The sequence below is a fragment of the Streptomyces sp. NPDC050439 genome, assembly GCF_040655335.1.
Taxonomy (GTDB): domain Bacteria; phylum Actinomycetota; class Actinomycetes; order Streptomycetales; family Streptomycetaceae; genus Streptomyces.
This window is the reverse complement of sequence record NZ_JBFAJT010000016.1, coordinates 38,850-62,718: the sequence shown is the minus strand read 5'-3', so window position 1 is coordinate 62,718 and position 23,869 is coordinate 38,850. Positions and strand designations below refer to the sequence as shown.

23 protein-coding genes and 1 pseudogene are annotated in these 23,869 nt (G+C 70.1%); 6 read left to right on the top strand and 18 right to left on the bottom strand.

Annotated elements, in window-relative coordinates:
• Nucleotides 1-53: 53 nt before the first annotated feature.
• From AB0I66_RS42045 to AB0I66_RS42000, 10 genes are all read right to left on the bottom strand, one after another.
• Entirely contained in the window at nucleotides 54-1,601 is a 1,548-nt protein-coding gene (locus AB0I66_RS42045) for an FAD-dependent monooxygenase (RefSeq protein ID WP_363213380.1), read from the bottom strand.
• On the bottom strand, nucleotides 1,576-3,144 hold the full coding sequence (locus tag AB0I66_RS42040; protein ID WP_363213379.1) for an FAD-dependent oxidoreductase: 1,569 nt from the start codon (nucleotides 3,142-3,144) through the stop codon (nucleotides 1,576-1,578). The genes AB0I66_RS42045 and AB0I66_RS42040 overlap by 26 nt, the downstream gene beginning before the upstream one ends.
• Nucleotides 3,145-3,146: 2 nt before the next feature.
• Nucleotides 3,147-4,088 (bottom strand): aromatase/cyclase, encoded by a 942-nt coding sequence (locus AB0I66_RS42035; RefSeq protein WP_363213378.1) that lies wholly within the window; start codon nucleotides 4,086-4,088, stop codon nucleotides 3,147-3,149.
• A gap of 35 nt (nucleotides 4,089-4,123) precedes the next feature.
• On the bottom strand, nucleotides 4,124-4,909 hold the full coding sequence (locus AB0I66_RS42030; RefSeq protein WP_363213377.1) for an SDR family NAD(P)-dependent oxidoreductase: 786 nt from the start codon (nucleotides 4,907-4,909) through the stop codon (nucleotides 4,124-4,126).
• A gap of 11 nt (nucleotides 4,910-4,920) precedes the next feature.
• The gene (locus AB0I66_RS42025) at nucleotides 4,921-5,190 is read right to left on the bottom strand and encodes an acyl carrier protein (protein ID WP_363213376.1); all 270 of its coding nucleotides are present in this window, start codon (nucleotides 5,188-5,190) and stop codon (nucleotides 4,921-4,923) included.
• A gap of 43 nt (nucleotides 5,191-5,233) precedes the next feature.
• Nucleotides 5,234-6,448: a ketosynthase chain-length factor gene (locus tag AB0I66_RS42020; RefSeq protein WP_363213375.1), complete on the bottom strand. Its 1,215-nt coding sequence runs from the start codon at nucleotides 6,446-6,448 to the stop codon at nucleotides 5,234-5,236.
• Nucleotides 6,445-7,716, bottom strand: a complete 1,272-nt coding sequence (locus AB0I66_RS42015; RefSeq protein WP_363213374.1) for a beta-ketoacyl-[acyl-carrier-protein] synthase family protein — start codon at nucleotides 7,714-7,716, stop codon at nucleotides 6,445-6,447. Before AB0I66_RS42015 ends, AB0I66_RS42020 begins: the two co-directional genes overlap by 4 nt.
• Nucleotides 7,713-8,042 (bottom strand): TcmI family type II polyketide cyclase, encoded by a 330-nt coding sequence (locus AB0I66_RS42010; protein WP_363213373.1) that lies wholly within the window; start codon nucleotides 8,040-8,042, stop codon nucleotides 7,713-7,715. Before AB0I66_RS42010 ends, AB0I66_RS42015 begins: the two co-directional genes overlap by 4 nt.
• A gap of 232 nt (nucleotides 8,043-8,274) precedes the next feature.
• Complete coding sequence (locus AB0I66_RS42005) at nucleotides 8,275-8,970, bottom strand: antibiotic biosynthesis monooxygenase family protein (RefSeq protein ID WP_363213372.1); 696 nt, start codon at nucleotides 8,968-8,970, stop codon at nucleotides 8,275-8,277.
• Nucleotides 8,971-9,054: 84 nt separating this feature from the next.
• Nucleotides 9,055-10,521, bottom strand: coding sequence for an FAD-dependent monooxygenase (locus AB0I66_RS42000; protein ID WP_363213371.1), 1,467 nt, complete (start codon nucleotides 10,519-10,521; stop codon nucleotides 9,055-9,057).
• A gap of 140 nt (nucleotides 10,522-10,661) precedes the next feature.
• On the opposite strand from AB0I66_RS42000, the gene AB0I66_RS41995 reads away from it, so the two are divergent.
• Complete coding sequence (locus tag AB0I66_RS41995) at nucleotides 10,662-11,114, top strand: nuclear transport factor 2 family protein (RefSeq protein WP_363213370.1); 453 nt, start codon at nucleotides 10,662-10,664, stop codon at nucleotides 11,112-11,114.
• A gap of 99 nt (nucleotides 11,115-11,213) precedes the next feature.
• Here AB0I66_RS41995 and AB0I66_RS41990 read toward each other — a convergent pair whose 3' ends face one another.
• Both AB0I66_RS41990 and AB0I66_RS41985 read right to left on the bottom strand, forming a co-directional pair.
• Nucleotides 11,214-11,633, bottom strand: a complete 420-nt coding sequence (locus tag AB0I66_RS41990) for a TIGR03618 family F420-dependent PPOX class oxidoreductase (RefSeq protein WP_363213369.1) — start codon at nucleotides 11,631-11,633, stop codon at nucleotides 11,214-11,216.
• Nucleotides 11,634-11,970: 337 nt separating this feature from the next.
• Nucleotides 11,971-12,114, bottom strand: a complete 144-nt coding sequence (locus tag AB0I66_RS41985) for a hypothetical protein (RefSeq protein ID WP_363213368.1) — start codon at nucleotides 12,112-12,114, stop codon at nucleotides 11,971-11,973.
• 84 nt (nucleotides 12,115-12,198) lie between these two features.
• Here AB0I66_RS41985 and AB0I66_RS41980 point away from each other — a divergent pair, with 84 nt between their 5' ends.
• Entirely contained in the window at nucleotides 12,199-13,083 is an 885-nt protein-coding gene (locus AB0I66_RS41980) for a sigma-70 family RNA polymerase sigma factor (protein ID WP_363213367.1), read from the top strand.
• A 56-nt stretch (nucleotides 13,084-13,139) separates the two neighbouring features.
• Here the strand turns inward: AB0I66_RS41980 and AB0I66_RS41975 are convergent, their stop codons facing one another.
• Nucleotides 13,140-13,829 (bottom strand): type 1 glutamine amidotransferase, encoded by a 690-nt coding sequence (locus AB0I66_RS41975; protein ID WP_363213366.1) that lies wholly within the window; start codon nucleotides 13,827-13,829, stop codon nucleotides 13,140-13,142.
• 252 nt (nucleotides 13,830-14,081) lie between these two features.
• Between AB0I66_RS41975 and AB0I66_RS41970 the strand changes: the two genes are divergently transcribed.
• The gene (locus tag AB0I66_RS41970) at nucleotides 14,082-15,242 is read left to right on the top strand and encodes a nucleotide disphospho-sugar-binding domain-containing protein (RefSeq protein WP_363213365.1); all 1,161 of its coding nucleotides are present in this window, start codon (nucleotides 14,082-14,084) and stop codon (nucleotides 15,240-15,242) included.
• 116 nt (nucleotides 15,243-15,358) lie between these two features.
• Here AB0I66_RS41970 and AB0I66_RS41965 read toward each other — a convergent pair whose 3' ends face one another.
• On the bottom strand, nucleotides 15,359-16,273 hold the full coding sequence (locus AB0I66_RS41965) for an alpha/beta hydrolase (protein ID WP_363213364.1): 915 nt from the start codon (nucleotides 16,271-16,273) through the stop codon (nucleotides 15,359-15,361).
• A gap of 186 nt (nucleotides 16,274-16,459) precedes the next feature.
• On the opposite strand from AB0I66_RS41965, the gene AB0I66_RS41960 reads away from it, so the two are divergent.
• Entirely contained in the window at nucleotides 16,460-17,224 is a 765-nt protein-coding gene (locus AB0I66_RS41960) for an SDR family oxidoreductase (RefSeq protein ID WP_363213363.1), read from the top strand.
• Between the two features lie 73 nt (nucleotides 17,225-17,297).
• Here AB0I66_RS41960 and AB0I66_RS41955 read toward each other — a convergent pair whose 3' ends face one another.
• Together AB0I66_RS41955 and AB0I66_RS41950 are read right to left on the bottom strand one after the other, a co-directional pair.
• Complete coding sequence (locus AB0I66_RS41955) at nucleotides 17,298-18,782, bottom strand: FAD-dependent monooxygenase (protein WP_363213362.1); 1,485 nt, start codon at nucleotides 18,780-18,782, stop codon at nucleotides 17,298-17,300.
• Nucleotides 18,783-18,914: 132 nt separating this feature from the next.
• On the bottom strand, nucleotides 18,915-20,405 hold the full coding sequence (locus AB0I66_RS41950; RefSeq protein ID WP_363213361.1) for an FAD-dependent monooxygenase: 1,491 nt from the start codon (nucleotides 20,403-20,405) through the stop codon (nucleotides 18,915-18,917).
• A 298-nt stretch (nucleotides 20,406-20,703) separates the two neighbouring features.
• Here AB0I66_RS41950 and AB0I66_RS41945 point away from each other — a divergent pair, with 298 nt between their 5' ends.
• The gene (locus AB0I66_RS41945) at nucleotides 20,704-21,162 is read left to right on the top strand and encodes a TIGR03618 family F420-dependent PPOX class oxidoreductase (protein WP_363213360.1); all 459 of its coding nucleotides are present in this window, start codon (nucleotides 20,704-20,706) and stop codon (nucleotides 21,160-21,162) included.
• A 44-nt stretch (nucleotides 21,163-21,206) separates the two neighbouring features.
• Nucleotides 21,207-22,163 (top strand): aromatase/cyclase, encoded by a 957-nt coding sequence (locus tag AB0I66_RS41940; protein WP_363213359.1) that lies wholly within the window; start codon nucleotides 21,207-21,209, stop codon nucleotides 22,161-22,163.
• Nucleotides 22,164-22,174: 11 nt separating this feature from the next.
• Here the strand turns inward: AB0I66_RS41940 and metF are convergent, their stop codons facing one another.
• Nucleotides 22,175-23,047 (bottom strand): methylenetetrahydrofolate reductase [NAD(P)H], encoded by an 873-nt coding sequence (gene metF / locus AB0I66_RS41935; RefSeq protein WP_363213358.1) that lies wholly within the window; start codon nucleotides 23,045-23,047, stop codon nucleotides 22,175-22,177.
• A 52-nt stretch (nucleotides 23,048-23,099) separates the two neighbouring features.
• Nucleotides 23,100-23,839 (bottom strand): annotated as a pseudogene (locus tag AB0I66_RS41930) (PfkB family carbohydrate kinase); the annotation flags it as partial.
• Nucleotides 23,840-23,869: the final 30 nt, after the last annotated feature.

The window sequence follows — 23,869 nt, the reverse complement described above, 5'->3', positions numbered from 1 at the left end:
TCCGCACGAAGCGGCCCCGGAGCCCATGGCTCCGGGGCCGCTTCGTGGTGTCGTCAGACGGGCGTCCGGCTGTCGGTTCCCGGTTCGTCGGCCGGCCCGAACCACCGCTCGAGCGCGGCCCGCAGTCCCTTCGGGGCGCCGTCGTCGGCCGGGCTGCCCGCCCAGGCCACGTAACCGTCGGGGCGCACGAGCACGGCGGTGGCGCCCGCCAGGACGTCCTGGTCGGCCGATCGCGCCGTCACCGTCGCCACGGACACCCCGCCCTGCCAGGCGGATGCCTCCCGGCGAAGGTCCGCGTCATCGGCCAGGTCCAGCAGCACTCCGCGGCCGGAGTGCAGCAGCTGAGCGATGCGGACGGTGCCCTCGGCACGGCTGAACTGCCTCGGCGGCAGTCGGCGGCCGGTCAGCGGGTGGCTGTCGTCCCCGCCGAGGTCGTAGCGGATGTCGACGTGGCTGACCATGCCGGCCAGGTGGCGCTTGACGTCGTCGTACTGAATCAGTTCGCCGAAGATCTCGCGCAGCGGCTCGGACTCGGCGCCGCCGAGATAGACGGTGCCCTGGGCGCGGGTGTTCATCAGCAGACGCAGACCGGCCGCGTGCCGTTCGTCGTGGTAACTGTCCAGGAGTTCGTGGCTGTTGTCGCCCCGTATCACCGCGGCGAGCTTCCAGCCGAGGTTGAAGGCGTCCTGCACGCCGCTGCTCAGGCCCTGGCCGCCTGCGGGCAGATGGATGTGGGCGGCGTCGCCGGCCAGGAAGACCCGGCCGCGCCGGTACTGCTCGGCCTGGCGGGTGGCGTCGGTGAAGGAGCTCACCCAGTCCGCGCCGCCGCCCGAGATGTCCTCTCCGGTGATGTGCTGCCAGGCGCGTGCCACCTCCTCGAAGGTGACGGTGGTCTCGCGCTCGTGGGCGGGCGTGCCGTCGGGGCAGACGATGATGCGGTCCACGCCCTCGCTCAGGGGGGCCGACATCACCATGCCGTGGGCGGTGCGTTCGCCCAGCGGGCGGGGGCGCAGCTCGACGCCGGTGATGTCGGCCAGGTACATGCCGCGGGTGGCGTCGCGCCCCGGGAAGGCGAACCCGGCCGCGGCCCGCACCCGGCTGGAGCCTCCGTCGCAGCCCACCAGCCAGTGGGCGTGCAGGCGTTGCTCCTGGCCCCGCGCGTCGCGCACCGTGAGGTGCACGCTGTCGCCGTCGAGGTATCCCTCGTCCAGGGAGACGAACTCCCACCCGCGCCGGATGTCGGCGCCCAGCCCGCCCGCCCAGTCCTCCAGAACCTTCTCGGTGATGCTCTGCGGGATGCCGCGCGCACCGAAGTGGGCGTCGGGCAGCGCGGTGAAGTCGAACACGGTCCCGCCGAAGTGGCCCATGGGGCTGACCTCGACGGTGTCACCCTGGCCGAAGCCGGGCAGCAGCCCGCGCGCGTCGAACACCTCCATGGCGCGGGCAGTGAAACCAAGGCCACGGGACTGGCCGGTGGGCTGGGCGAGTTTCTCCACTACGATGACGCGCGCCCCGCCCAGGCGCAGTTCACCGGCGAGCATCAGCCCGGTCGGTCCTGCACCGATGACGATGACGTCAGCATCGACCCCTGTCGCTGCCATGATGAGAGATCCCTCCTGGTGATGGGCGAAACTTGTGGTGGAACGCCCCGGCGCGGAACTGGCCCGTGGCCGTGTCGGCGGACGGGCCGAACCAGCGGGTCAACGCCTCGGTCAACCCCCGCTCGCCTTCGCCCGCCCAGGCCACGTAGCCGTCGGGGCGGACCAGGACCGCGTCGGCCGGCAGGTCCGGTGCGCTGCCGCGTTCGGCTTGGCCGCGCACGACCGTGATGCGGTCTTGCCACCCCGCGTGCCGCGCAACGCCGCCGCGGCGGCCGGTCAGGTCGAGCAGCACTCCCCCGCCGCCGCGCAGCAGGGCCGCGGTGGTGACGGCATCCGGGCCGACCCGCAGCGTCGACGGCGGCAGCCGGGTCCCCGGCAGCGGGTGTGCGCCGCCTCCCATGTCGTAGCGGATGTCCAGTCCGCTGATCATGCCTGCCAGGCGGGCCCGCACTTCCTCGTGGCCCATCAGCTCGGCAAGCACCGACCGCAGCGACTCGACCTCGGGGCCGCCGAGCAGCAGGAGCGCCTGGGAGCGGATGTTGGACAGCACTCCGGCCCCCACCGCGTGCCGCTCGTCGTGGTAGCTGTCCAGGAGTTCGCCGGTGTTCTCGCCCCGTATCACCGCGGCGAGCTTCCAGCCGAGGTTGAAGGCGTCCTGAAGGCCGAGGTTGAGGGCTTGCCCGCCGATGGGCATCTGCCGGTGCGCGGCGTCTCCGGCAAACAGCACCCGGCCGTGCCGGTATCGGGTCAGCTGGCGGGAGGCGTCCCCGAAGGAGTTCACCCACAGCGGGGTGCCGCTCGAGATGTCCTCGCCGGTGACCTGCTTCCAGGCCGCGGTGATCTCCTCGAAGGAGGTCTCGTCCTGGCGTTCGCGTACCCGGGCGCCGAAGGCGTGCACCATCACGCGGGTCACGCCGTCCGCGCGGCGTGCGGCTATGGCCAGTCCGTCGTCGAGCCGCTCGAAGCGGCGGTTGCGCACGTCGATGCCGGCCACGTCGGCCCGCAGCAGTTCGCGGACCGCGTCATGGCCGGGGAAGTCGGCTCCCACCAGCCGCCGGACCGTGCTGTCCTCGCCGTCGCAGGCCACCACGTAGGAAGCGGGGATCACGACGTCGCCTCCGGGGCCCACCGCCCGCACCCGCACCCGGCCGGTGTCCTCGACGACCTCGACGACCTCGGTGCCCCGGCGGAGGACGGCGCCGAGGGCGCACGCCTCCCGCTGCAGGACCGCCTCGGTGGCTGTCTGGGGCACCTTCCACTGTCCGGGGTGGGAGCTGGGCAGCGTCAGGTCCATCGGTATGCCGCCGAAGTGGCCGCGCACTTCGCCCGGCGGCGAGCCGAAGTGCGGCAGCAGGCCGCGGCTGTCGAAGATCTCCATGGTGCGGGCATGCAGGGTGGAGGCGCGGGAGGCAGTGGTGGGAGCGTCACGCCGCTCCAGCACCACCACCTCAACTCCCCTGCGCGCCAGCTCACTTGCCAGCAGCAGTCCGACGGGACCGGCCCCCACCACCACGACATCGGTGGGCGGAGCAGCCGCGGTCACGATCAGGCCTTCTGCTCGGCATAGGACTTGGCGTGTCCGAGCGTCGCCCTGCTGTTGGCCGACAGCGCCTCGCGCACATAGGCGCGGGCGTCCTCGACGCCTGCCTGCTCGCCCAGCACACGGGCGATGTTGGCGGTGTTGAGGGTCACCGTGTGCTGTGAGGAGGCCGCGGTGCCCCGCTCGTTCTCCTCGAAGGTCCACTCCCCGGTGTGCAGGGTCATCAGCGCAGGCAGCGTGACCTGCTTGTAGACGATCTTGTGGTGCGGGAAGACCACCCGGTAGGAGGCAGTGGTGTGGACCGAGCCGTCCTTGGCCCGGGTGTCCATCTCCAGGTGCTGCAGACCGGGGGTGTCCTCGGTCAGTCGCGCGACGGCCACGTGCGGGAGCCGCTCGGACCAGAACTGGGCGTCGTTGATGAAGTCGAAGACGTCCTTGGCCTGGCCGTCGATCTGCACGGTGTCGGTGAAGGAGAACGTCAGCTCGCCGGTGTCGGCGGCGTGTGCCGCCTCCACGTTGACCTTGAGCGCGGCCAGTTCCGATGTGCTGTTCTTGTCGACCGCCCGCTCGATCCACAGCAGGTCGTGCGGATCGTCGCCGATGGCCGTGTAGTCGTGCAGCAGCCGTACCCGGGAACGGTCCGCAGCCAGCGGCTCGATGATCCAGGCGCCGCCCATGGTCGCCACGGGCGGTGCGGACACCTCCTGGCGGAAGGTGATCCGCAGGGCCTGCGGGTCCAGGGTGCGGCGCGAGGTCCACGTCTTGGCCGTGCCGTTGGCGGTGGCCCAGATGTGGATGCGCTCCTGCTCCACGCCGGTCGGCTCACGGTCGACGAAGATGGTGGGCGGGAAGATCCGCGGCCAGTGGACCACGTCCGCGAGCATCTGGTAGATCGCGGCGGCCGGTGCGTCGATGGTGATCTCGTGCTCCACCTCACGCGTCGTCATGACCTGTGACTCCTTTGCCTGTCGTGGATGGGGTGTCAGAAATTGCCGAGGCCTCCGCAGACGTTCAGGGCCTGGGACGTGATCGATGCGGCGGTGTCGGAGGCCAGGTAGCCGACGAGACCGGCCACTTCCTCGGGGCTCGAGTACCGTCCGAGCGGGATCTTCGCCTGGAACTTCTGCAGGATCTCGTCCTCGGATGCCTGGTAGGCGGCCGCGTAGCCCTGCCGCACCCGCTGCGCCATCGGCGTCTCGACGTAACCGGGGCATACGGCGTTGACGGTGATGCCGGTCGGGGCCAGCTCGTTGCCCAGCGCCTTGGTGAAGCCGACCACGCCGTGCTTGGAGGCGGAGTACGGGGCGCCGAGCACCACGCCCTGCTTGCCCGCGGTGGAGGCGATGTTGATGATCCGGCCGCGGTCCTTGGCCCGCATCCCGCCACCGGTCAGCACCGCGCGCGTGACCCGGAAGACACTGTTGAGGTTCGTCTCGATGACATCGAGCCACAGCTCGTCGTCCAGGTCGGCGGTGACGCCGCCGCCGGACCGCCCGGCATTGTTGACCAGCACGTCGATGGTGCCGAAGCGCTGTACGGCGGCGGCGACGAACGCCTCGACCGATGCGGTGTCCCGCACGTCCACGGCCGAGCCGTCCACGTCCAGGCCGGCGGCGGTGAGTTCCTTGACCGTCAGCTCCACGTTCTCCGCGGTGCGTGCGCCGATGTAGACGCGGTGGTCGGCGGCCAGCAGGCGGGCCGCCGCCAGGCCGATGCCGGAGGTGGCGCCGGTGACGATGGCCACCTTGGACTTGGGTGTCTGCGTCATGTCAGGTCCTTTCACGCCACGCGGCTGGGAACGAGCTGGTGGTTGACGACATCGAGGAAGGCCCGGGGGGTGTTGGCGTCGCTGAGGGCCGTCTCGTCCAGGGCTATGCCGTACTGGCGCTCGACGAGGCTGCCTGCCTCGAGCAGCGCGAGCGACTCGTAGCCCAGCACCTCGAAGTCCGTGTCGAGGATGTCGCCGTCCAGGTCGACGTCCTCGGCTTCGCCCGCTGCCTGCCGCAGGACGGTCTTGAGGTCTTCCAGGGAGAATGCGTTGCCGGCCATGGGATCGGCCCTTTCGTTCGTGGTCGTGTGATTGCGCGGCACCTCAGTCGGCGGCGCGCACGATCATGGCGGAGTTGAAGCCGCCGCTGCCGCGGGCCAGGACCAGCGCGGAGCGCACCGGGGCCCGCCGCGGCTGTCCGATGACCAGGTCCAGGGCGTAGTCCCGGCACGGATCGATGTTCACCGTCGGGGGGATGACGCCGTCGCGGATCGCGAGGAACGCCGCCGCCAGGTCCAGCGGAGCCGCCCCGGAGTACAGCCGCCCGGTCATCGTCTTGGGTACGGTCACCGGTACGCGGCGGTCGCCGAACACGGCACCGATGGCCTCGGCCTCGATCCGGTCCGCGACCGGATCGGCGGCGCCGTCGGCGAAGATCACGTCGATCTGTCCGGGCTCCATGCCGGCGTCGGCGAGGGCCAGGTCGATCGCCGCCCGCAGCGTCGGCGGGCGGCCGCTGCCGGGACGGGGATCCATGGTGGAGCCGTAGCCGGCGATCTCGCCGTAGACGCGTGCCCCGCGCTCGCGTGCCGCGCGAGCGTCCTCGGTGATGAGGATCGCGCCGCCCTCGCCGGGCACGTACCCGCACGAGTCGCGGTCGAAGGGCAGGTAGGCGCGCGTCGGTTCGTCGCTGGTGGAGAGCTTCCCGGTGGACAGCTGCGCCACCCAGCCCCAAGGGCAGATCGAGGCGTCCACGGCTCCCGTGACGATCAGGGGTGTGCCCTTGCGGATCTGCCGACGCGCCTGCGCCACCGCGTCCAGGCCGCCCGCGCCCTCACTGACCACGACCCCCGAGGGGCCCTTCATGCCGTTGCGGATGGAGATCTGCCCGCTGTTGACGGCGTAGAACCAGGCGAAGGACTGGTAGGCCGAGACGTACTGGCTGCCACGGCTCCACAGGTTGCGCAGCTCGCCCTGGCCGAACTCGAAGCCGCCCGCGGACGAGGCGGTGATCACGCCCATGTCGAAGTCCGGTACGTCCTTGGGTGTCACCTCCGCGTCGGACAGCGCCCAGTCCGTGGCGACCAGCGACAGGCGCGTCACGCGGTCCGTCTGCGGCAGCAGCCGGCTGGAGAGGTGCTGCTCCGCGTGGAAACCGGGCACCTCCCCCGCCAGCCGCGCCGGATAGGCCGACGGGTCGAAGTTGGTGATGCGCGCGATGCCGGTCTTCCCGCCGCACGTCGCCGACCACCAGTCGTTGACGCCGAGTCCGTTCGCCGCGGCCACGCTGATGCCGGTGACCACCACCTGTCCGGTCACCGCATGCTCCTCTCAGGGGCGGCAAGCACCATCGCGCTCTGGAATCCGCCGAAGCCGCTGCCCACGGTCAGCACCGCGTCGGTGCGCTGTTCACGTGCGGTCAGCGGCACGTAGTCCAGGTCGCATTCCGGGTCGCGGTTGTGCAGGTTGGCCGTCGGGGGCACCACGTCGTGCTCCATGGCCAGGGCGGAGGCGGCGATCTCGATCGAACCGATCGCCCCCAGCGAGTGCCCCACCATGGACTTGATGGAGCTCATCGGGGTGCGGTAGGCGTGATCGCCCAGACTCCGCTTCACCGCCGCGGTCTCGTGCCGGTCGTTCTGCTTGGTGCCCGAGCCGTGGGCGTTGACGTAGTCGATCTCGTCGGGGTTCACCCGCGCCTCGTCCAGGGCGGCCCGAATGGCCTCCGCCATCTCCAGGCCGTCCGGGCGCAGACCGGTCATGTGGTAGGCGTTGGAGCGGGTGGCGTAGCCGGCGATCTCCGCGTAGATGTGCGCGCCGCGGGCACGGGCCGCCTCGAGCTCCTCCAGCACGAAGAACGCCGCGCCCTCGCCCAGCACGAAGCCGTTGCGTGTCGCGTCGAACGGCCGCGAGGCGCATTCGGGGTCGTCGTGCCGGGGGGTGGTGGCCTTGATCGCGTCGAAGCACGCCATCGTGATGGGGGAGATCGGGGCGTCGGACGATCCGGCCACCGCCACGTCCGCCGATCCCTCGCGGATCAGCTCGACCGCGTAACCGACCGAGTCGATGCCGGAGGTGCAGCCGGTGGACACCACCGTGCACGCCCCCTCGGCGCCCACGGCCCAGGCCACCTCCGTGGCGAAGGAACTGGGCACCATGTGGTTGTAGAGGTGGGGGACGGCGTAGTTGTGGTCCACGATGTCCAGCCGGCCGCCGTCGCTGACCACCCGGTACTCCTGGTCCAGGGCCATCGTGGCGCCCACGGCGCTGCCCACGGTCACCGCGACGCGCCGCGGATCGAGTTCGGCCGCCACCAGGCCGCTGTCCTCCATCGCGTTGCGTGCCGCGACCACCGCGAACTGCGCGGCCCGGTCCATCCGGCGGATCTCATGCGGGGTCAGACCGTGGTCGTACGGGTCGAAGTCGGCCTCGGCGGCCACCCGTGACCGAAACGGCGTGGGATCGAAGAAGGTGATCCCGCGCGTGGCGGTGCGGCCGCTGCTCAGCAGGCCCCAGAAGTCTTTTCTGCCGACTCCACCGGGAGCGATCACCTCGATCCCGGTGAGGACAACACGTCGCCCTGTCAACGGGACGCCTCCCAGTGGTAGAAGCGCGTGGCCATCGCGTCGGCCGGTGACCGCCAGGTCTTGGGGTCGTACGCCTCGATGAACGGCTTGAGGTCATTGCTGATCCGGACGAACTGCGGGTCCGCCTTGGCGGTCTCGATCCGCTCCGCGCCATCGGTCTCGTCGAAGTCCTGCAGGTGGAAGTACAGGCCCTGGTAGGAGAACAGCTGGCGGCGGCGTGTCCCCATGCGGTCGGGCATGTCGGTGGCGTCGAAAGCAGCGAACAACTCGGCCACTTCATTGCTGGTGACCGGTGCCATCCGGGCGACGATCAGCGTGCTGTGCATAGGGGTTGCCTCCTCAAACGGCAGCTTGGACGGCGCGGCAATCGGCTTGCGCGCGGCGGCCGGTGCGGGGCCGCAGCCTTGACCGTGCGGCCTGCCGGTAGCGCCGCGCACGGGCCCTGCCGGAATATGACCGGAGCCGCACTCGGGACGGTGCCGCGGGCGCGGCGCGCACCGCCCGTACGGGGTCCGTGAAGGTCCGATCGGGCGGTGCGGCCGTGCGGGGTCGGTCCCCTCAGGCGTCGGCGGAGCGGGTGAGCACCACCTGGTAGGTGTTGGAGTCCACGGACGTCGCGAGCTCCTGCACCCGGGCCTCGGCCTTCTGCCGGGTGGCCGGCTTCTCGGCCTCGGGCAGGTTGCGGTAGGCGTCGTAGGCGTCCTTGCTCTCCCACTGGGAGTAGAGCACCACGAACGACCCCTCGATGCCGCGAGCGCGCAGCCCCTTGAAGACCGAGAGCGAGCGGAACCCGGTGACGTCGGCGAAGTCCGCCTGCTCCGGGCTGAGGACCTCGACGAGCTCCGCCTGGTTCTCCTCGGCCACGCCGATGACGGTGATGGCGGTGTAGTCGTCACGCGTGGGGTCGACCTCCACGACGCCGCCCAGCGAGGGGTGGGTCACCGTGTGGGCGATCTCGTTCTGCAGCAGGCGGATCGACGTGGTGATCTCGCCGAACACCGGAAGCGTGCGGTGCTTGAACTCCTCACCGGCGTAACGGTTCTCCAGGTCCACGCTGCTGCGCCACTGGATGAGGTTGGCCGTCCCGGGGCTGTCCACGCCCGCGTGCACCGTGCTGGACATCCAGCCCTCGTACGCCGCCGCCTGGACGATCTTGGTCATCTCCTGGACCAGCGAGTCCTGCTTCTCGGGCGCGTCGGTGGTGAAGAGATTGAGAACTGTCAGGTGGTTGTCCTGGGTGGTGATGGCAGGCATCGATTACGTCTCTTCCTGTGAGTATGAGTGGAGCGGAACTGGCTGCTTGCACGGCCGGTGCCGGCCTGCTGCGGTACGGGACGCTCAGGCGGTGGCCGGACCGAACCAGCGGGCCAGGGCGTCGGTCAGCGTGTCGGTGGACTCGCCGAGGTCTCCGGCCCAGGCGACGTAGCCGTCGGGCCGCACCAGCAGTCCCGCGGCGGGCGTCTCGTGGTCGAAGCTCTCCACGGCGACCGTCTCGACCCGGTCCGCCCAGCCCGCGGCCGCCGCGCCCAGCTCGCCCGTGAAGTCGAGCAGGACCCCGCGGCCGGCGTGCAGCAGCGTGACGGCGGTGGTCTTCGTGCCGTCCACCACGATCTCCCGGTCCGGCAGCCGGCGGCCGAGCAGCGGGTGGCCGCCCTCCCCCACGTCGTGGCGGATGTCCAGTCCGGTGACCATGCCCGCGAGATGGCGCTGCACGGACTCGTGGGAGAGCAGCTCGGCGAAGACCTCGCGCAGCGGGGACATCTCTTCGCCGCCCAGGTACAGCAGGCGCTGGGCCAGTGTGTTGGTCAGGATGCGCGCTCCGACGGGGTGCCGCTCGCTGTGGTAGGTGTCGAGGAGGCCCTGCGGCGCCTGGCCCTTGATCTCCAGGGCCAGCTTCCAGCCGAGGTTGACCGCGTCCTGGACGCCCGCGCTCATCCCCTGGGCCCCGATGGGCAGGTGGGTGTGAGCGGCGTCGCCCGCCACCAGCACCCGGCCCTTCCGGTAGGCGGCGGCCTGTCGGCTGACGTCGGTGGTCGAGCTGACCCACAGCGGGCGCGCCCCTGTCAGGTCGTCACCCGAAAGGCGCTCGAAGGCCTCACGGACCTCCTCGAAGGTGATCGCCTGTCCGGCGGGACGCAGCGGCGTGGCGGCGTCGAAGTAGATGATGCGGCTGCGCTCGGGACCGATCGGGATGACCATCACCATCCCGCCGGGGACCGCCTCGCCGCTGAAGCGCGGCCGCAGCCGCACCCCCTCGACGTCGGCGAACCGCAGCTCGATGGACGGCTCTGTTCCCGGGTAGTCGATCCCGGCGAGATTGCGGACGACGCTGCGCGCACCGTCACAGCCCACGACGTACCGGGCCGTGATCTCGAACTCGCCCTGGTCCCCGACGGCCTGTACGCGTACTCCGTCGGCGTCGGTCTCCAGGCCGGTGACCTCGACTCCGCGCCGTACCTGGGCGCCCAGTTCGGCCGCCCAGCCGCCTATCACCGCTTCCGTACGCGACTGGGGGATGCCGCGCGCCCCGTACGAACCGCCCTCGATCACCTGGTAGTCCAGCGGCACACCGCCGAAATGACCGGCCGGAATCACCTGTACGTCGCCAAAACGTGCCGTGAGACCGCGCTGGGCGAATTCTTCTATCGTGCGCGCGGAAAATCCAAGAGCGCGCGAAAACTGCATCGGCTCGGCCAGCTTTTCCAGGACCGTTACCGAGACTCCACTGAGCCTCAATTCTCCCGCGAGCATGAGTCCAGTGGGGCCCGCACCCACAATCAAGACGTCCGTGTCAAAGGAGTTCATCTTCCCTCTTCTCGCTTGCGTCAGACAAGTATTACGGCGATCAACGCGAAGCGTAAACAGCGTTCAACACAGCTCGAAACGATGTCGCGGATGGCATTCTTTCCTGCATGACCTTCACCAGCGCAAGAGATGAATCACGCATGGAGAAAACAGAATCAAAGACCGAGTCCGAAGTACGAGTGGCGGCGCTGCTCAGCCGCTATCTCGTCTCGCTCGACGAGCAGGAGCTCGACGCCGCGTGGGCGGCCGGCCTGTTCACCCAGGACGCCGTCGTGGCATTCCCCATCAGTCGTCATGAAGGCCTTGAGGGGATGGCCGCGTACCACTCCACCGCCCTGTCGGCGTTCGCCGCCACCATGCACCTCGGCTCACCCGCCGACGTCGAAGTGGCCGACGGCCGCGCGACGTTGCGCGCCAACCTGGTCTCCACGCACGTCCACCACACCGGCGGGCAGGAGGGCTCGTCCCCTCCGCTCTTCACCACGGGAACGCTGGTCCACGGCCGGGCCCGCCTCACGCCGCTCGGATGGCGCCTCTCGGAGCTGACCTTCAGCCTCGTGTGGTCCAACGGCAGCCCACGGACGGGGAGTTAGTCGCCTCACACACAGCTGCCCCGGCCGCGCGGATCGGGCCGATCCGCGCGGCCGGGGCGCCTGGCGCTGCGCGGGCGGCGGTCCTGTGCCGGTCCGCGATCAGATGTTGAGGCTCAGCACCCGGTCCACGGCGATCTCCACGACCACCCGGCCGGGGCGGTTGGGCGGCGGCGACCAGTACCGGCGCGTGTACCGGTCCACGCCATCGGCCATCCGCCCGGGATCCTGCACGACCCGCGCCGTGCCCTCCAGGGTGACCCACGCGAAGCCGTCCACCTGGCACAGCGCCACGCGGCCGCCCGGGGCCGCCAGCAGGTTGCGCGCCTTGCGCGACGAACGCACCGTCAGCACCCGCGCGAGGCCCGACTCCGCGTCCCAGGTGAAGCGCACCGGCGCCACGTGGGGAGCCCCGTCCGGCCTCATCGTGGTGAACGTCGCCACGAACCGGGCGTCGTTCAAGAACGCCTCGACCGACGCGGACACCGTCACGGGTGCGGGGTGCGGCTGGGGGAGCGACATCGCCTGTGCGTCCTAACTCTCGGTGGGCGGGCCACAGCGTCGGCGCCGGGTGTTCGACTGCTGACGCGCCGCACTCGCGCACCGCCGTGTTCGCACCCCGAACTCCCGCACCGGGGCCGGGAGTCGTGATCGCTGCATGCGTGTGACCGTACCGCCGGGGCTGGGCGGGGGAAACGGCCGTCGACCAGGTCTCCACCGGCTCTTGAACGGCCGGGGGCAGACCGGGGCCTGCCAACCCGACGGATTGGCAGGCCCCGGGTTTGCGGGCGGGGCGGTCCGGGGGATGATCCCGCCCGCGCCCACGCCAGTGGGCGGCGGATCTCGAGAACGACCGTGGTCAGCCGATGCCCGGCGACGCGGTCGGCAGGTGAACCAGCGACAGCGGCAGCGGGCAGGTCCCGCCGGCGGCGATCATCTTGTGAAGGCGCTGGATCACGGTGTAGACGTCGAGGTCCCGCCTGCCGCTCGTACGAGCTTCCATTTTTCCTGCTCCTTCCGCTGGTTACTTGATCGGGCTTGCGTCCGTCACTACCTATGACGGAGCAGAGCCGAGGAAGGTAACAACATGTCCGAGACCAGCCCGACCGACCCGGTGGCCGAGGCGTTCGAGTCCCAGCGCGACCGGATGCACTCGGTCGCCTACCGCATGCTCGGATCACACGCCGACGCCGAGGACGCAGTCCAGGAGGCCTGGCTGCGCCTGTCCCGCCAGGACACCCAGACCATCGACAACCTCGCCGGCTGGCTGACCACCGTGGTGGGACGGATCAGCCTCGACGTCCTGCGCTCGCGCCAGGCGCGCCAGGAGGCGTCCTACGAGGATCAACTGCCCGAACTGGTGATGGCGCTCGACGACGACATCGCCCCCGAGGACAACGCGGTGCTCGCCGACTCCGTCGGCCTCGCCCTGCTCGTCGTCCTGGAGTCGCTCGGGCCCGCCGAGCGGCTCGCGTTCGTGCTGCACGACCTGTTCGCGGTGCCGTTCGAGGAGATCGGCACGATTCTCGGCAAGTCCACCGCGGCCTCCAAGATGCTCGCCAGCCGGGCGCGCAAAAAGGTTCAGGCCACGCGCCAGGCAGGGGGCGACGAACGGGAACAACGCGAGGTCGTCCAGGCCTTCTTGGCGGCCAGCCGGCACGGCGACTTCGAAGGACTGCTGCGGGTGCTCGACCCCCAGGTGAAGATGGCCGTCGACACGCCCGCCGGCATGAGGGTCACCATCGGCGCCGCCGAGGTCGCCGCCGGCGCGAAGGTGGCCCAGAGCGCCACCAACACCCTCGCACGCCCGGTGCTGGTCAACGGCCGCCCGGGGATTGTCGCCTGGCACCAGGACGGCCGGCCGATGTCGGTGCTCGCCTTCACCGTCATCGACGGCCGGATCACCAAGATCACGGCCGTGGTCGACCCGGCCAAGCTCGCGCTCGCGGACCTGCCCGAACCGCCGGCCTGATCGCCGGACCGCCTGCCAGGAAGGCTTCGGCCCAGGCCTTCCTGGCAGCACCCGGCTCAGCAGGCAGCGTCGACGAAAGCCTTGAACAGCCCCGCGATCTCGGTCCCACCCTCCTCGGCATGTGGCTGGAATCCGACCAGGAAGCGCGCCGAGGGGTCCTCGGCCGCCTCGATGACGCCGTCCTCCTGCGCCCAGGCGGTCGCACGCAGCCCGGCACCGAGTTCGGCCACCCCCTGGTGGTGGTGGCACTGGCCGGTGGTCGTCTCACCGAGGACGCCGCCGAGCAGGGAGTCCGGCGCGACCCTGATGTCGCGCGGTGTGTGGCGCCCCGGCACGGTGGGACCGTGAACGGGCAGGTGCTGGTGGAGCGTTCCGCCCCGCGACACGGCGATCACCTGCAGCCCGCGGCAGACGCCGAGGACCGGGATGCCGCGCCGCTCCGCGATGGCCAGAGCGGCGAGATCCGTGGCGTCACGCAGTTCGTCGGGCGGGAAGGTGTGCGGGTCGCGCTCGGCTCCGTAACGTGCGGGGTCCAGGTCGGCGCCACCGGTTATCAACAGCGCGTCGACCCTGGCCATCACGTCCTCGACGGCTTCGAGCATCGGCGGCAGCAGCAGCGGTGAGCCGCCCGCCTCGGTCACTTTGGTGAGATACGCCCAGGGCTGTACGGCAGCCGGGATGGCGCCCCAGACACCCCAGGTCGCGGTGGCCGCGTCCGCGGTCACCGCCACAACTGGCTTGTTCACTGATAGACCCCTCCTATTTACGCTCGATACGCGCCGTGACTATGGCCGTAAAAGGCCCGGTACCGCAACGTTCTTCGGGTCCGGACGGTGTTCAAGCCTGGTTTTCCGCAGTTGAACGACCGGTGTACATGTGCGGCGTTGACTCGATCCGCCCACCAGCAGCAGTATTGCCGCCATTGGTGACACCATCTCTCGGGAGAGAAGGAACCTTTCCAACAAGATCGTCGCCTCACGGGAAGCCTCTAAAATTCCATGAAATTCCTCTTCATAGCCGGTGGCAGTTCGGCAACTGTCTTCACCGTCGCACCCCTGGCAACGGCACTGCGTAATGCGGGGCATGAGATTCTGGTGGCCGCCAACGAGCCGCTTCCCGACACCGCGGCCAGTCTCGGTCTCCCCTCGGTCTCCATGGTCCCCCAGCCTGTCTTCCATTTCATGCGGTTCGACCGCGACGGAAATCCGATAGACCCGCCCAAGGACCCGCGGGAAAACATGCTGCACACCGGCAGGTCCTTCGGCAGGATGGCCGCCGCCGGGCTCGGCACCCTGCGGGAGATCGCGCGGGACTGGCGTCCCGACGTGATCGTCGGCGGCTCGATGACCTATGCCGCGGGGCTGCTCGCCGCCCACCTCGGCATCCCCTACGTACGCCAGGCCTGGGACGTCGTCCCGACCGACGGCGCCGACCCCGGCGCCGAAGAGGAACTCAGGCCCGAGCTGGACGAACTGGGCCTGGCCGGCCTGCCCGATCCCACCCTGGCCATCGACATCTGTCCCCCCTCGCTCCGGCCCTGCCTGCCCGCGTCGACCAGCCATGAGGGACAGCTCATGCACTGGATTCCGGGCAACGGCCAGCGCCGCCTCGAGCGGTGGATGTACACCCGCCCCGACAACCGGCGCCGCGTGGTGATCACGACAGGTACCCGGGCGCTTGCCTTCCACTCCGCGGACGCGCTGCGCAGGCTGGTGGAGCAGCTGACGGGCACGGGGGCCGAGGTGCTGATCGCCGCGCCCGAACAGGTCGCCGAGAAGTTCGGCAGCGTCCTGAAGGACGACGTCCACATCGGCTGGCTTCCGCTGGACGTGGTCGTTCCCACCTGCGATCTGCTGGTGCACCACGGCGGTGGTGTCACCGCCATGACCGCCATGAACGCCGGTGTGCCGCAACTGATCGCGCCCGAGGCCTCGTACATGGAGATCGTCGCGCGGGCCCTGGCCGACTTCGGTGCCGGAATCGCCCTTCCGACCCAGCAGCCGGACAAGGACCAGACGGATGCGATCTTCTCCGGCTGCCAGGAGATCCTGTCCGACTCCCGGTTCGGGCAACGGGCACGCGACCTGTCCGCGGAGATGGCCACGCTTCCCTCGCCCGCCGAAGTCGCGCTGACGATGGAGAAGCTCACCGCCGTATGAACACGTGCCCGGGCCTCGCCCACCCTGTCGCCTCGGGCTGCAGGGTGGGCGAGGCCCGGGCGGTCGGCTTCTCCCGGGAGCGCGCGCAAGTGCGTTCCGGTGCCCCGCGCCGGCGCCTACCGGGCGAGAAAGCCGAGCAACTCGCTGGCCACCAGGTCCGGGTCGTCCTCGGCGAGCCAGTGCATGGACTTGTCGACGCGCACCATGCGCACGTCGGTCGCGATGCCCGACAGCTGTTCCCGCACTTGGTCGAACTGCGTGGGCGCCGCGAGACCGAGCACCGGAACCGTCACCTTGTCGTACCCCTTCAGATCCTCGATGTCCTGGTGGTACGCCTGGTAGTAGCCGTTGGTCGCGCGGATGCCCGCCGGGGTGTCGTAGGCCCGCGCGTAGACGGCGCGGTCGAAGGCCGTGACCGACTCCTGGTCCTTGAGCGAGTTGGAGTACAGCCAGTCGATCAGGTGCCAGCCGCGTCCGGAGAGGATTTCCTCGGGCAGGCCGGGCACCTGGTTGAACGCCATCCACCACATGTTGAAGCCGGTGTTGGGACGGCGCAGCATCGGCCTGCTGTAGTAACTCTCGTCGGGGTGCACCACGTCGAGCAGGGCGAGCCGCCGGGTGGCCTCGGGATAATTCGCGGCGAAGCTGAATCCGACCATCGCCCCGATGTCGTGTCCCACGATGTGGGCGCTGCTGTACCCCAGCGAGCGGATGAGTTCGTGGACATCGCGCGCCATGTTCTTCTTCGAGAATCCGTCCGACGGCTTCAGGTCGTCCGGAACTCCGATGCCGCGATGGTCCACGGCAATGACCCGGTACTTCTCGGCGAGCTGCGGCATGAGCTTTCGATAGGCCCACCACGTCTCCGGCCAGCCGTGCAGCAGGACGACCGGATCTCCGCTGCCTCCCGCGACGTAGTGCAACCGCGTACCGTTCACGTCCGCGTATTCACTGCGGAAGTCACCACCCAGCGACAATGCGAGCTCCGCGTTGTCCGGCACGTCAACGGGCTGAAATGATCGAGTCGTCATGCTCATTACCCCACCCTTTGTCAGATTTCCCTGAATATAGCCAATGCTCTCGCCGTTCGACTGTGCGTGAGGTTGCACTTGAACACGCTCTTCGCACTCGACGTGGACGCCTCGACTCGTCATGCTGAGGCCCCGAGAAAGCGACGTTAATTATTTTGGCATCACTTGTGGAGGGGAATTACTGACATGGGTAGGCTCACCGGAAAGACGGCTCTGGTCACCGGCGCAAGCCGGGGCATCGGGCGCGGCATCGCCCGTCGGCTGGCGCGGGAGGGCGCGCTGGTGGCTGTGCACTACGCCTCCGGCGAGGCCGAGGCGAAGGAGACGGTCGCCCTGATCGACGAGGAGGGCGGACGCGCGTTCACCGTGCGCGGCGACGTGTCCGAGGCCGAGGAGATAGCGGGTCTGTTCGCCACGCTGGAGCAGGAGCTCAAGGGGCGGACCGGATCCACCGGCCTGGACATCCTGGTCAACAACGCGGCGTTCGGCGGACGGCCCACGCTGCCCGAGGACGTCACCACAAGGCTGCTCGACCAGTACCTGACCGTGAACGCGCGGGCCCCCTTCCTGATCGCGCAGCGCGCGCTCAAGCTGATGCCCTCGGGCGGCCGGATCGTGAACATCTCCTCGGGGATCACCCGCAGCGCCCAGCCGGACATGATCGCCTACGCGATGTCCAAGAGCGTCGTCGACCAGCTGACCCTGCACCTGGCCCGCCACGTCGCCGGCCGCGGCATCACGGTCAACAGTGTCGCGCCGGGCCGTACCGACAACGGCAGTCCGCTCTTCTCCAACCCGGCCGCCGTGGCACACATGGCCGAGCTCTCGGCGTTCAAGCGCGTCGGCCAGGTCGAGGACATCGCCGATGTCGTGGCGTTCGTCGTGTCCGACGAAGCCCGGTGGATCACCGGAAGCGTCATCGACGCGACCGGCGGTTCGCTGCTCGGCTGACGTACGTGCAGGGGCCTGACGTGCCGGGGCCGCGACGGCAGACGCCGTCGCGGCCCCGGCACGTTCCCCTGGTTCACGCCGAGGCGCCGAACCAGCGTTCGAGGGCGGTACGGAGCTTGTCGTCCCCGGAAGCGGTCCAGACCACGTGACCGTCCGGGCGCAGCAGCACCGCCTCGGGAGTACCGACGTCCCCGGTGATACCCGCGGCATTCCAGGATCCGGCGATGACGTCGACGCGGCCGGACCAGCCCTTGGCGAGATCGGCCGACTCCGTGTCGCTCTCCCCCGCGCCGGTGAGGATGAGGACACCGCGGCCGGCGTGCAGCAACTCGGCCACTGTGACGGGAGTACCGTCCCGGCCCGTCAGCTCCAGCGCCGGGTCGAGGCGCCTGCCCAGCAGCGGGTGGCCGCCACCTCCCACGTCGTAACGGACGCCCAGGCCGCTGACCTCGCCGGCCAGGTAGCGCGCGGCGTCGGGGATCTCGACGAGTTCGCGCAGCACCTCACGCAGCGGCTCCATCTCCTCGCCGCTGAGGTAGAGCAGCGACTGGGCGAGGGTGTTGCGGATCAACTCCTCGCCGATCGGGTGGCGTTCGTCGTGGTAGGTGTCCAGCAGCCCCTCGGGCGCCCAGCCGTTCACGGTGGCGGCCAGTTTCCAGCCGAGGTTCACCGCGTCCTGCAGCCCGACGCTCAGTCCCTGCGCGCCCAGCGGGGCATGGTCGTGGGCGGCGTCGCCGACGACCAGGACGCGTCCGCGCCGGTACTGGTCGGCCTGGCCCGTCGCGTTGGTGAGGGCGGTCATCCAGCGGGCGGAGGCGTGGTGGATGGACTCACCCGTCATGCGCTGCCAGGCGTCGGCGACCTCGGTGAACGTGAGGTCGCCGACCCCGTGGTCGGGGCGGATGCCCGGCTCGTGAATGACGATCCGGTCGACGCCCGGCTCCAGGGTGACCGAAAGGACCATGCCGCCGCCGGGCACACGCTCGCCGATGGGGCGCATCCGCAGGTCGGCGCCGACCACGTCGGCCAGGTACATGCCGCGGGTGGCGGCAAGGCCGGGAAAGTCGATGCCGGCGAGGGCGCGCACGGTGCTGCGGGAGCCGTCGCAGCCCACGAGGTACTGCGCCGAGTCCTGCCCGGGACCGTCGGGGCCCTCGAAGGTGACCACGATCTGGTCGTCGGTCTCGGTGAAGCCGGTCACCTCGCAGCCGCGGCGGATGGTGGCGCCCAGGCCGGTGGACCACTCCTCGAGCAGTTCCTCGGTGCGGGACTGGGGCAGCCCCATGACGCCGAAGTGGTTCTCGGCGAGCTTGCCGAAGTCGATGCGGACGCCGCCGAAATGGCCTTGCTTGCCCCATCTGAATTCGCCGAGGCGCGTGAGCAGGCCACGCTGGTCGAGCAGTTCGGCGGTGCGCCCGGTGAAACCGAGGCCTCGGGATTCGCCGGTGGCGGCGGGCAGCTTGTCGTAGACGACGACGTCCACGCCGGCCAGCCGCAGTTCACCGGCGAGCATCAGCCCCACCGGCCCAGCGCCGACGATGATCACGCCCTGGGACATTTTCACGCTCCTCACGCAGACGAAAGACGCCTCGAGTTGGGGAAACCGTCAGATAACAAGGGGGTGCCGCCGCGGTCTCCGGCAGGCGGAAGACCCCGGCCGGCCGGGAAGACCGCGGCGGCCGGGAAGGCGTCAGGCCGCCGGGACGGCGGCGCGGGGCCGGCCGAACCAGAGCTCCAGTGCCTGGGGCAGGCTGTCGCCGCTCGGGGCGGCCCAGGCGATGTAGCCGTCGGGGCGCAGCAGAGCCGCTCGCGGCAGCGGCCTGTCGCCCGCGGTCGTGGCGTCCCAGGTCCCGATGGCCACATCGATCCGGTCCGCCCAGCCGTCGGCCGTCCGCAGCATCTCGTCCTCGTCGCTGCCGGATTCGACGACGAGCACGGGCCGGCCCGAGTGCAGCAGTTCGGCCACGCGCACCGCACCGTCTCCGGCACGCCGCAGCACCAGGTCGGGCGACAGCCGCAGTCCGGCCAGGGGGTGGGTCGCCTCGCCCATGTCGTAGCGGACGTCGAGGCCACTGACGATGCCGGCCAGATGCCGTGCCACTTCCGGGATGCCCACCAGTTCGCCCATCACCTCGCGCAGCGGCTCCATCTCCTCGCCGCTGAGGTAGAGCCGTGTCTGGGCCCGGGTGTTGCGCATCAGCATCTGTCCCACCGGGTGCCGCTCGGTGTGGTACGTGTCGAGAAGCCCCTCGGGAGCCCACCCGGCGATGTCGGCGGCAAGCTTCCAGCCGAGGTTCACCGCGTCCTGGACCCCGACGCTCATGCCCTGGGCCCCGGCCGGCATGTGGATGTGCGCGGCGTCCCCGGCCAGGAACACACGGCCGGACCGATAGGCGGATGCCTGCCGGGTGGTGTCGGTGAACGAGCTGATCCAGCGGACCTCGGCGTCGTGGATGGACTCACCCGTCATGCGCTGCCAGGCGTCGGCGATCTCGGTGAACCGCAGCTTGCTGCGGTCCTCGTGAGGGCGCAGGTTCTCGTCGTGAATGACGATTCGGTCGACGCCGTTCTGCAGGTCGAAGGCCATCACCATGCCGCCGTCGACGCGTTCGCCGATGGGCCTTGGCCGTACGCCGCTGCCGACCACGTCGGCCATGTACATCCCCCGGGTGGCGGCCCAGCCGGGGAAGTCGATGCCTGCCAGGTTCCTCACGAGGCTGCGGGCCCCGTCACAGCCCACCAGGTAGCGTGCCGTCTCCTCGCCGGGCCCGTCGGGGCCCTCGAACCGCACGGTGACGTCGTCCGCGGTCTGCCGGCAGGCGGTGATCTCATGGCTTCGGTGGACCACGACGCCCAGTTCCCGGAGCCAGGCCTCCAGGATCTCCTCGGTGTGGAACTGCGGAATTCCCCGGACGCTGAAGTGATTGTCGTCGAGCTTGCCGAAATCGATGCGCACGCCGCCGAAATGCCCTTGGGCCCACTCCACTTCGCCGAATCGCTCCAGCAGGCGCCGCTGGTCGAAGACCTCGGCCGCCCGCCGGGTGAACCCCACTCCGCGGGACTCACCGCTCGGCGCGGGCAGCTTCTCGTACACGGCCACATCCGCGCCGCCGAGCCTCAGTTCACCGGCGAGCATCAGCCCGACCGGCCCGGCGCCGACAACGATCGCGTCCTTGGTCACGTTTTCTACTCCTCGTGCAAATGGATGCCGTCGGCGTGAGCGCAACCTGACGCCGGTAAGGCGGCGTTCTCAGGCACGATAACCAAATATCGGTGTGTTCAACCGAGTTCCGCGCCCGGTTGGACAGCGCTGCGGGCCACGGTAGCCGTCAATGTCCGAGCGCGGTTTCTCGCAGTTGAACACCTGTCGCGCTGATGTAACTTTGGCTCGCTCCATCGACAGCCAGCAGTATTGCCATTCCAGGCCTCGTCGGCCGGCTATACCGCGGAGATCAAAATCTTGAAGGAGAACGCATCCCGTGACCACCAGCTCTCGAAGCAAGCCAATAGTCGGCGGAATGCCGGAGGGCCACCGGGACACGCAGTCCTGGCCCCTTTCCGCTGAGATCGAGGATTTCCTCGCCGAGCCGAACCAGGCCATTCTCGTGACCCAGCGGCCCAACGGCACACCCCATGCGGTGCCCGTGAGCTTCACCTGGGACGGTGAGGCGCGCGTGGCTCGAGTCCTGACCGGGGCCAAGTCGAAGAAGGCTCGGAACCTGGTCGCGGCGCCGGGCAGCCGGGTGGCGCTGTGCCAGCGCGACCAGATCTCCTCCTGGGTCACCCTCGAAGGCACCGGCACGGTCAGCGAGGACCCCGAGCGGCTGGCGGACGGCGCACGGCGGTACGTCGAGCGCTACGGGAAGGAATGGCTCAACCCGCCCGGCGCCGCGGTCATCGAGGTCGCCGTCGACGTCGTCATGGCCCGGAACGTCTGAGTTCTCGTCGTCCTTCGACCCTCCTCGACTTCAGGAGCATGAGCATGCCTGCTTCTTACGCCACATCCACCAGCAACGCGGTCGAGCACGAGGTCGTGGTCTCGGCCCCGGCAACCGTCGTCTACCGGCTGCTCTCCAAAGAGGCGAACTGGCCGAGGATCTTCCCCGCGACCGTCTACGTCGACCAGGTCGCGACGGTGGGGCGCGGGGACACCGTCAGGATCTGGGAGGCCGTGAACGGCGAGGCGAAGACCTCGACGACGCACCGGGTGTTCGACCCGTACGGGCTGCGCGTCGAGTTCCGCAGGGAGGAGCCCGGCCTGCCAGTCACGTCGCTGGAGGGCACGTGGATCATCGAGCCGCGCTCCGCGACCGAGTCCAGGGTGCGTCTGCTGCACAACTACCGGGCCCCTGAGGCCGATCCGGGTGACCTGGCGCGGATCCACGCGGAGGTGGACGGCGCCTGCCGGTCGGAGCTGGCCGCCCTCAGGTCCGGCGTGGAGTCGGCGCACGCCGCGGCGGGGTGGACCTTCTCGTTCACCGACACGGTGCAGATCGACGGATCCGCCAAGGACGTCTACGACTTCATCAACGACGCGCACCGGTGGCAGGAGCGGCTGCCGCACGTGGCGCGGGTGCGCCTGACCGAGGACACACCCGGCCTGCAGACCCTGGAGATGGACACGCGGGCCAAGGACGGCTCGACGCACACGACCACGTCGTACCGGGTCACGTTCCCGCACCGCAGGATCGCCTACAAGCAGATCACCTTGCCCGCCCTGATGACGCTGCACACCGGCATCTGGACGTTCAAGGAGACCGACGGCGGTGTGGCCGCGTCCTCGCAGCACACCGTCGTGCTCAACACGGACAACATCACCAGGATCCTGGGCCCGGACGCCGATGTCGCGCAGGCACGCGACTACGTCCGTACCGCGTTGAGCACCAACAGCACGGCGACGCTCCGGCACGCCAAGGAGTACGCCGAGAAGCGGCGCTGAGACCCGTGACGTCAGCGGTGCCCCGCGAGGACCTGCGGGGCGCTCGCCCGGTTCAGTACGTTGCGGTGGATGTCCAGGGCCGCCGTGGACTTGTTGAGGGTGATGTAGTGCAGGCCGGGGGCCTCTTCGGCCAGCAGCCGCTCAGCCATGGCAGTGGCATGCTCGACCCCTATGCGGTGTCCGTCGGCCGGGTTCTCGCGTGCGGCCTGAAGGCGGCGCGCCAGGTCCGCGGGGAAGCTCGCACCGGAGAGTTCGGCGAAGCGGCCGATCTGGCGGACGTCGGTGGCCGGCATGATCTCGGGGATGATCGGGGTGTCACAGCCCGCGGCCGCCACCCGGTCGCGCAGCCGCAGATAGTCCTCCGCGTCGAAGAACATCTGGGTGATGGCGTAGTCGGCGCCTGCCCGGCACTTGGCGACGAAGTGCCGGATGTCGCTGTCCCAGTCCGCCGAACGCGGATGACGTTCGGGAAACGCCGCCACGCCGATCCGGAAGTCCCCCAACTCCCTTACCAGAGCGACCAGTTCGTGGGCGTGGGTGAAGCCGTCCGGGTGTGGGATCCAGGGTGCGTTCGGGTCGCCCGGCGGGTCGCCGCGCAGCACCAGGACCTCCCGGATCCCCGCGTCGGCGTACTGACCGATGATGTGCCGCAGCTGTGCGACGCTGTGCCCGACGGCCGTCAGATGGGCGACCGGGCGCAGGGTCGTCTCGGCGGCGATGCGGCGCGTCACGTCGATGGTGCGCTCGCGTGAGGACCCGCCCGCGCCATAGGTGACGGACACGACGTCGGGGGCGAACGGTTCGACACGGCGGATGGCCTCCCACAGGGCCCGCTCGCCCTTGGCCGTCTTCGGGGGAAAGAACTCGAAGGAGTACGTCGTCATGGCCTGCTCCCTGCCGTGTGGAAAGAGGACGGCGCCGGCGGTCCGGCCGCCGTTGGAAGGCGTCGCCGGCGCCCGTGGGGTCGGCGATCTTCTGCGCGGGTACGGCCGGGACCCGCCGGACGGGGGCCGCGGACCGGTCGAGGCGGACCTCGGCCTCGCCCAGTGTGGTGATCCAGGTGCCGACCCGGCCGAGCAGGTCTTGCCGCGTCCCGCCGGTGCGCTCGACGAGGAGGGCGGCCTCGTACTCGTTGGTGAACAGCCGGCGCGCGCCGTCGAGAATCGGCGTGCCTGCTCGCGGTCGAGGCGGGCGAGCTGCTGGGAGGGGTCGGCGGCGACCGGGATGCCGAGGCGGTGCGCCGTGGCGGTGTGCCGCAGCATGACCGCGGGGTCGTCGGCGCCGACCAGGACGAGCGCGGGTCTGCCGGTGCGCCCGATGACCTCGGCCATGGCGCCCGCGTAGAAGGTGGCGATCTGGTTCTGGTCGATGTCCGTGGTGCAGACGAAGCGCGCGGTGTGCAGCGTCCGGCTGACCCGCACCGCGGAGGTGTCGACGCCGTTGGCCCGCAGCCAGGTGTCGTACTCGGTGAAGTCGACGCCCGCCGCTCCCACCAGGATCGGGTCGAGGCGGAAGACGATGTTGACGGCGACCCCTCCCCTGCGCTCCTCGAGGCGGTCGGCGAGGAACGACAGGCAGACGCGCTCGAGTTGCTCCTTGCGCAGCTGCTCGGCGAAGCGTCCGGGGAAGACCATCAGATGGGCGGTGGCGATCGATCCGGTCACGGCGATACGCACGGGAAGCACTCCTTGGACCTGGGGCGGCGG